6 protein-coding genes are annotated in these 8,170 nt (G+C 56.7%); 5 read left to right on the top strand and 1 reads right to left on the bottom strand.

The genetic code is table 11. The features are described 5' to 3' along the window. Positions 1-5: 5 nt before the first annotated feature. From metE to HMPREF0577_RS07680, 3 genes are all read left to right on the top strand, one after another. Positions 6-2,324: a 5-methyltetrahydropteroyltriglutamate--homocysteine S-methyltransferase gene (gene metE / locus HMPREF0577_RS07670; RefSeq protein ID WP_004013240.1), complete on the top strand. Its 2,319-nt coding sequence runs from the start codon at positions 6-8 to the stop codon at positions 2,322-2,324. Positions 2,325-2,327: 3 nt separating this feature from the next. Continuing rightward, positions 2,328-3,458 (top strand): homoserine O-acetyltransferase MetX, encoded by a 1,131-nt coding sequence (gene metX / locus HMPREF0577_RS07675; protein ID WP_004013241.1) that lies wholly within the window; start codon positions 2,328-2,330, stop codon positions 3,456-3,458. A 356-nt stretch (positions 3,459-3,814) separates the two neighbouring features. Further along, positions 3,815-5,038 carry an ATP-binding protein gene (locus HMPREF0577_RS07680; RefSeq protein WP_004013243.1) on the top strand — a complete coding sequence of 408 codons (1,224 nt, stop codon included), beginning with the start codon at positions 3,815-3,817 and terminating at the stop codon, positions 5,036-5,038. A gap of 628 nt (positions 5,039-5,666) precedes the next feature. Here HMPREF0577_RS07680 and HMPREF0577_RS07690 read toward each other — a convergent pair. After that, positions 5,667-6,656, bottom strand: coding sequence for a hypothetical protein (locus tag HMPREF0577_RS07690; protein ID WP_004013245.1), 990 nt, complete (start codon positions 6,654-6,656; stop codon positions 5,667-5,669). A 956-nt stretch (positions 6,657-7,612) separates the two neighbouring features. On the opposite strand from HMPREF0577_RS07690, the gene HMPREF0577_RS11900 reads away from it, so the two are divergent. Both HMPREF0577_RS11900 and HMPREF0577_RS07700 read left to right on the top strand, forming a co-directional pair. Then, positions 7,613-7,975, top strand: a complete 363-nt coding sequence (locus HMPREF0577_RS11900) for a sensor histidine kinase (RefSeq protein ID WP_050756887.1) — start codon at positions 7,613-7,615, stop codon at positions 7,973-7,975. 3 nt (positions 7,976-7,978) lie between these two features. After that, positions 7,979-8,170: response regulator transcription factor (locus HMPREF0577_RS07700; protein ID WP_004013247.1), on the top strand; the 192-nt coding region annotated here is incomplete at its 3' end.

Here is an 8,170-nt window from a genome sequence, read left to right on the forward strand (position 1 = left end):
AACTCATGCCACAAACCACACTTTTCCCCGCCGCCACCATCGCCGGCTACCCACGTATCGGCGCGAGGCGCGAACTCAAACGCAGCCTGGAGCGCTACTGGGCGGGAAAAATTGACCGCGCGACTTTCGATTCCGAGGTATCCCAGCAGATAAACGGGCGAATTAGCCACCTCAAGGGGCTTGGCCTAGACGGCGCAGCGGCGCAACCAGCCGATTTCGTGCCTTACGACCAAGTTCTCACTTTGACCTGTGCCCTGGGCGCGGTGCCGCAACGCTTCGGCAACCTGGTGCGCCCCGATGGCTCGCTGGATGTGGACGGCGAATTCACCCTGGCACGCGGGGTGGATGACAAGGCGGCGCTGGAAATGACCAAGTGGTTCGACACGAACTATCACTATCTGGTGCCCGAAATCGGGCTCTATACACCGATTAAGCCCGTGGCGAACCCCTGGCTGTCCCAGGTTGCGGCCGGGGGCAAGGCCGGGCGCCCGGTTTTGGTCGGACCGGTAACTTACCTGCTCGGAGCAAAACCCACGGGGGATGCGCCGACGCAGTTCAATCCTCTGGATCGCTTGGATGACGTGTTGGCGGCCTTCGAAGTGTTCCTGGCACAATTCGCGGGGGCCGGAGTGGACTGGGTGCAGCTAGACGAGCCGGGTTTGGTGCGTGACACCTGGGCGCTGCCCCGCACGGACGTGCTGGCGGCGGCGGCGAAGGCCTATGATTTCTTGGGGGGATTGTCGCAGCGCCCGGCTTTGTTTGTGAATGCCCCGTACGGGGACTTGGGGTCTGACGGGCGCGAGGCGCTGGCAGGAACCCCTATTGAGGCTATCGGCTTGGATTTGGTGGCTGGCCAGGTTCCTGCGGCCGAGGATTTGGCGCGGTTAGAGGGCAAAACCGTGGTGGCTGGGGTGGTATCGGGGCGTAACATTTGGCGCACTGATTTCGCGGCGGCACTGGAAAAACTTCGCCAGGTTCAGGCCGTGTGTCCCCGGGTTGCGGTGTCTACTTCGACGTCTTTGCAGCATGTGCCCCATGATGTCGCTGTCGAGACTGCTATCGACCCCGAGGTGCGTTCCTGGTTGGCGTTTGCCGACCAGAAAATCGCGGAGGTACAGGTTTTGGCGCGCGCTTTGGCTGATTCTGATTCGGTTCATGAGGCGCTAGCCGAAAACGCGCGGATTTTGGAAACCCGCGCCAAGCATCCGGGGGTGCGCCGCGCTGAGGTGCGGGCGGCTACCGCTGCGGTGGTGGACGGCGACCGCACCCGGGCACCCTATGCCGAGCGGGTGGCCGCGCAACGAGTTTTGGACTTGCCCTTGCTGCCGACCACGACGATTGGTTCTTTCCCCCAAACCGCCGAGATTCGCCGGGCGCGTGCCGCGTGGCGTAAAGGCGAGATTGACGATGCCGGATACCGGGAGGAAATCAAGGCTGAGATTGCCAGGGTGGTTCGCTTGCAAGAGGACTTGGGTTTGGACGTGCTGGTGCACGGCGAGGCGGAACGCAACGACATGGTACAATATTTTGCCGAACAGCTGGAGGGTTTCGCCACCACCGAGCACGGCTGGGTGCAGTCCTATGGTTCGCGCTGTACCCGTCCTTCGATTCTGTGGGGGGATGTGACCCGGCCGCGCCCGATGACCGTAGAGTGGTCGGCCTATGCCCAGGGGCTCACGTCCAAGCCCATGAAGGGAATGTTGACCGGCCCGGTTACCATTATGGCTTGGTCTTTTGTGCGTGACGATGTGCCCCGACGCGAGGTCGCCGACCAGATTGGCCTGGCCTTGCGCGCCGAGATCGCTGATTTAGAGGCATCCGGGATTCGCATTATCCAGGTCGACGAGCCGGCCATCCGGGAGCTGTTGCCGTTGCGCCGCGCCGGTCGGGCGGCTTATTTGGACTGGTCAGTAGGCGCTTTCCGGCTCGCGACCGGCGGAGCCAAGACGGCTACCCAGATTCACACGCACCTGTGCTACTCGGAATTCAACGTGGTGGTCGATGCGATTGACCACCTGGATGCGGATGTGACATCCATCGAGGCTTCGCGTTCCAAGATGGATATTCTACCGGCCGTGGCCGACCATGGTTTCGAACGGGGCTTGGGACCGGGAATTTGGGATATTCACTCGCCCCGGGTGCCGAAGCTGGACGAGGAAATCGGCCTGCTGGAAAAGGCCGTGGCAGCTCTAGATCCCCGCCAGTTGTGGGTTAACCCGGATTGCGGCTTGAAGACCCGAGCATATCCCGAAACCGTGGCGACACTGCAGAACCTGGTGGCGGCCGCGAAAGCGGTACGTCAAGAAATCCAAGACCAGGACTAGGTTATGCGCGAACTCCCCGAAATTCTGCCGGTAACCGGCGCGTGGCAGCCCACCGCCCCGGTGGGCAACCGCCAGTTCGCACACTTCGGAGCCTTGGAACTGGAGGGTGGGGGGCGCCTGCCCACGTTCCGGATGGCCTACGAGACTTTCGGGGAGCTCAACGCTGCGCGTTCCAACGCGATTTTGATTGACCACGCCTTGACCGGGGATTCCCATGTCTCCGGTTCGGCGGGTCCCGGGCATAGCAGTGCCGGCTGGTGGCGCGAGGTCGTGGGGCCGGGACGGGCGGTGGATACCGACCGGTGGTTCGTGGTGTGTCCCAATGTGCTCGGTGGATGCCAGGGATCTACGGGGCCGGCAACACTCGCGCCTAATGGACGTGCCTGGGGTTCCAGTTTCCCGTTGGTGACGATTCGTGACCAGGTCGCGGCCGAAAAGCTCCTCATGGACACGCTGGGGATTACCCGCTGGCACGCGGTGATTGGCTGTTCCCTGGGCGGCCAGCGTACCTTGGAGTGGGCGGTGAGCTACCCCGAGGCGATGTCGAAGGTGGTGGCGGTGGCGACCGGAGCATCAACCACCGCCGAGCAGGCCGCCTGGTGTCACGCCCAGATGCACGTACTGGAACTCGATCCGAACTTCCGTGGTGGGGACTACTATGATAATCTGCCTGGTCACGGCCCGTTCCGGGGTTTGGCTTTGGCGCGCGAGATTGCCCACACCACCTATCGTTCCCCGCGTGAGCTCCAGGAGCGTTTCGGGCGCGACCCCGGCTATCAGGAGGATCCCCTGTCCGGGGGACGCCTGGCGGTGCAATCGTATCTGGATCACCACGGGATAAAGCTGGCCAAACGTTTCGATGCGGGGTCATACCAGGTGTTAACAAGGGCAATGCTGACCCACGATGTGGGGCGGGGTCGCGGCGGGCTGGTGGTAGCCTTGAGCCAGGTCACTGCCGAGGTGCTGGCTTTGGGGGTGGACACCGACCGGCTGTTCTATCCCGCGCAAACCCACCAGATTGCCGAGTTAACCCCCCACAGTCACGCAGTGATTATCCACTCCGACTCCGGCCACGATGGCTTCCTCATTGAGTCCGAACCCGTCGGCACCGCCATCGCCGATTTTTTGGCCTAACTATTCGTGGACATTTAGCGCGTGGAATAATGTAGCAATTATCGTAAAACCCAAGGCCAGAGGGTTGCCACTTGTTGCCAATGCCGGGTTCAGAGCCACTAAATGTCCACAGAATGTGACAAACCTCACAATTAAAGCCTTCGTCCGCGTTCCCATTTAAAACACAGGAACTATAAATTGACGATCGGTTTTGCGATAAACTGACTACTGGAAACTAAATAAATTGACGACTCTAACTACGGTAAATTGGCGACTAGCATCTCATGAACAGGGAAAACATGACCGAAACACCCGCTGCACCAGCACCGAAGCCCACCCCAACAGTACCACCGACCTCAGCGCCGTATAGTCCACGTTTGGCTGATCAAGACCTACAAGACGCACTGCGACGGGCGGGTGGAGCGTTGATTACCGGACCGAAAGCTTGTGGGAAAACCGAAACCGCGCGGCAAATCGCGCAAAGCACCCTGCAAGCAGACACAGACCCCAGCCTGGCGCGGCAACTCGAAATCCTGCCTGACCTGGCACTTCAAGGTGCCACTCCCCGGCTGATAGACGAGTGGCAGGTTCACCCGATACTGTGGGATTTATCCCGGCACGAGATTGACCGGCGCCGCGAGCCCGGCCAGTTCATCCTCACCGGTTCCACCGCGCCGGGGGCGGGTGCCGCGAAACATTCCGGTGCCGGTCGTTTCGCGCGCCTCACGATGGGAACCATGACTTTCCTGGAAACCGGGCACAGTGACGCTACGATTTCTCTGCACGAACTGGCAAAATCCGCACCCGGCGAGGAAATCGCACCTCACGCCAGCAGGCTGACCATACCCGACATCGCCCAGCGCCTCGCTTTCGGGGGGTGGCCAGGCAATTTGGGGCTTACCGCCAAGCAGGCGACGGAAAACAACCGCGACTACCTGGAGACCATCGCGGCGGTGGATATTCGGGTGCCCGATGACACGTATCGCGACCCGCAGCGGGTGAAAAGGCTGCTGGTGGCCTTGGCGCGCGGGGTGGGAACCGAGGTAACCACCAGCGTGTTGGCTCGTGACACGGATTTGTCTCGCGACACGGTGCGCGAATACCTCGATTCCTTGGCTCGTATCTTCGTGGCGCAAAACCAGTCGGCGTGGCGACCACATTTGCGCTCACGGGTGCCTTTGCGGGAAACCCCGAAGCGTCACCTGGCCGACCCGGCGCTGGCCGTGGCCGCCCTGCACGCCGATGCGGATGCCCTGCTGGGGGATTTGGAGTTTTTCGGGCAGGCCTTCGAGTCACAGGTGGTACATGATTTGGGTTTCATGAGTCGCCAGGAGGTATACCACGCCCGCGGCGCTGACGGCCTGGAAGTTGATGCGGTGGTGGAGATATCGGGGCGCACGGTTTTGGTCGAGGTGAAACTTGGCTCCAGCGATGCCACCATCGACACTGCCGCCACCCATTTGCAAGCCTTCGCGAGGCGATACCTGGAGGCGGGAAACACGAGACATGCCCCGGTGCTGGTGGTGGTCACCGGGGGCGGGCTTAGCTACACCCGCCCCGACGGGGTACACGTCGTGGCCTTCGGGAACCTCGGGGCTTGAATGGCGGACACACCGCAGACTGGGAAATGTGTCAGTCGCCAGACGGAGGCTAGCGTATAACAGCTTGGATGTCAGCCTTCTGGCTTCGCCGCGCAACTCGAGGCGCTACGATGGTTTCCGAATCGAAAGCGACCCCGTCAGCACCGTCATCGCCAACTTCCTTGCTTCGTAAACAGTTATTCACTTTATGTCGACATCCGCAGTGGATTCCGTTCTCAGCCAGACCCTAAATCCTCACCTGCGATGCCCACTAATCAGGAGCAACCTCTGAGTAACCCCAGAGTAATATCAATCAGCATGTGCTATAAGTGCACGAAAATCATGCTTGGGGTGTATTGAAAATATCAACACACCCCAGGCACACTGTATTGGATTATACTAGTCACATTCTTTATCCCCAAAGGGAAATACAGCAACTACTAGAGTAGAAAGCACTATAGCAATTACATAAGCAAGAATTGGAAACCAGAAATTATCTAAGTACACACCGTAGACAACATACGCAACCAGCCTCGAGGCTCGGCTAGCTTTATCAACCAGAACGGAATAAGGCTTATATATGTGTACAGCTGTACGAAGAATTGAATCTACTACTACCAGCATCGCGCCAATAATTAGCGGTAACATGCTAGTTTGCATATACACCATAGCATCCCCCGATTCCAAGTATGTCAAACAAGGCTCCTTTACCTTCTTCCAATAATTTCTTTAAAGCACGCTCAGTGACCTCACCATACTTCTTGCCTTGCAGTTTACCTAACATCGTATGGATAGCTTTATTAAGACCACCAAGAGAATCGATAATCTTCTTCAGCTTCGGTGATTTCGCAAGGAAAGCAATAGCCTTAGCAGCCTTTGCTCCCTTTATAATTTGAGCCCCTGGTACAAAAATTGATGCCACTTCAGCTACGCAGATGGCGAGACTGCCCCACCAAGCAAAATCAGGATCTGCTACAACAGGAAAGACCGCCCCGTCCGTTTGCACATGTTGATAAACCTTGTCGCCATCAATGATATATGAAGTTGGCAATTTCTTTCCTGTGGCATCAATGGCCCATGGAACACCAGATTTCATCACAACTTCCGAAAAATCATCAGTTGCTTTTCTCTGAAGCGAAATAGAACCATCACTCTCCTTGACCCATTTAGAGCCGTCTGGAAGCTCAGTCTTTAACTCCAAGCTCTCGGTTCCACTACCTTTATTAATCTTCCATAGTATTTGCACCCCATCCGATGTCGGATTAGAAACAACCTCTTGACTCCCTTTTTTCAGGATTGACAGTTCTCTCTTTTCTCCCCATTTAAAACCCGGGACACCAATCTTTAGTAATTCAGCTCCTTTCATGGTCTGTATTGTCAAATCCGATTTTGTAGGTATGCCGGTAAGCACACTTGTTTCTTTGGCGTAAGCAATATTTTCTTCTACTGGAGTCGTATCTTTAATTAGCGAGTCAATCAGACCCGAAGTAGCACCTATACCTTTACGCGCTGAATCAGTATCGTACGTTGTAACAGATTCGAGTTGTTCTACGGGAACTGCTGCTGCTATCCCCGCACCACTTAAGGCCAGCGCAACCGTAGCAGCGCAGGCACATACCAGATTTATTGGTCTTTTCACGATTATCTCCTTTTTCGCTCTCCAACTCCTTTAGTTGGGTTACGATGGTGCTTCTATGCACCAGCAGCGATTTTTCGCTGCCAGTCTTAGTGAATCACATCTGCGGCTGTCGGGGCTACAGTCATGTGTCGGTAAATTTTATAGACAGCTGTCGGTACCCAGCGTCCGTTTGCTCAGCTAGAACACATGTAAACCTTGATTTTTAGACGAAAGGACTAGTTACCATGAAATTTACAGCCCTTGCCAGCACGATTTTAATGGCAGCAACCATCTGTTTTTCAGGTGTGACTGGCATAGAACCTCCGTTCATGTGCAATTCCATAAGTTCAAGTATCGTCGCTGCAAAACCGATACAATGCCTTTTCAACCCATCGCTGCCAGAATGTCTCAAAAAATAAGCGAACCAAGGACTAACCGAAAGCTAAGCCTGATTGGCAGAGCCGTCCCCTGCTTTCCGTCAGACACCAGGACTTTGGCTGTACCCTACATGTCTACGGCCGCTTTGCTAATTGTGTTTGACTTCGGCTCCGGGGTGCTTTCTAGCAACGGATTATCGGAGCTAGGCTCAGTGTCCGCCTTATTCCTGTTAGCGGCAATACTCTCACTGTGCGGAGTTTATCCGCCTTTCTTCGAGCTGCTTTACACCGCAGTATTCCTCACCAGTGCATATCTTGAGTTATTGCAGCCATTAGTCTCACCTATAATCGGGATATACGTACTGGTCGGTGCCTGGTTGGTGCGGTCTTGGATAATCCCTGGCGTATTACTACTTCTGGTTACTGAAATAAGCCTGATTGTGGTTTCACCACACCCCGCGCTGCAAGCCGCGGGGGCGTTGGTAGGTTCCAGCGTAACCATCACCATTGGGCTGGCCACCCGTTCCCAGAAATTAAAGACTGCCGAGGCCACTGCGTTGGCAGAGTTTAATCGTCGAAACCGTATCCCTGGTAACCAAAATGCTCTCTACCAGGAACATCGCCCTAGAAACCGAAATCAGCGAAAACCTCGACCCACAAGTTACCCGCCAGCAAGCCCTCCTGGCCTGCCTAGTCATCCGCGAGGCCGCCACCAACATCTTGAAATACGCCCCCACCGGCACCACGGCCAGCCTGGAAGTAACCCGAGAACCGGACGGAGCCATCACCATCACGACCAGCAACACTATCGGTGATTCGCCTGCAAACATAGGAACCACCGGGGGCTTTGGCCTAGCCAACCTCGAACACCAAATTACCCTTCATGGAGGCGAACTAGAATACAGTCATACCCCCGCCCGCTGGATACTGTGGGCTACAATTCCCACCGGAGGAAAGGAGTAGCTAATGAGTGAGGACATCCGCGTACTCATAGCCGACGACGACCCGATAATCCATGACAGCTTCGCTAGGCTCCTTGACAGCCAGGACGGCATCAAAGTCGAAGCCACCGCTAGCAACGGAGCCGAAGCCCTCACCAAGATGACCCGGAGTATCGACGTGGCACTCATCGACGTAGACATGCCCATCTTGGATGGC

The organism is Mobiluncus mulieris ATCC 35243, assembly GCF_000160615.1.
Taxonomy (GTDB): Bacteria; Actinomycetota; Actinomycetes; order Actinomycetales; family Actinomycetaceae; genus Mobiluncus; species Mobiluncus mulieris.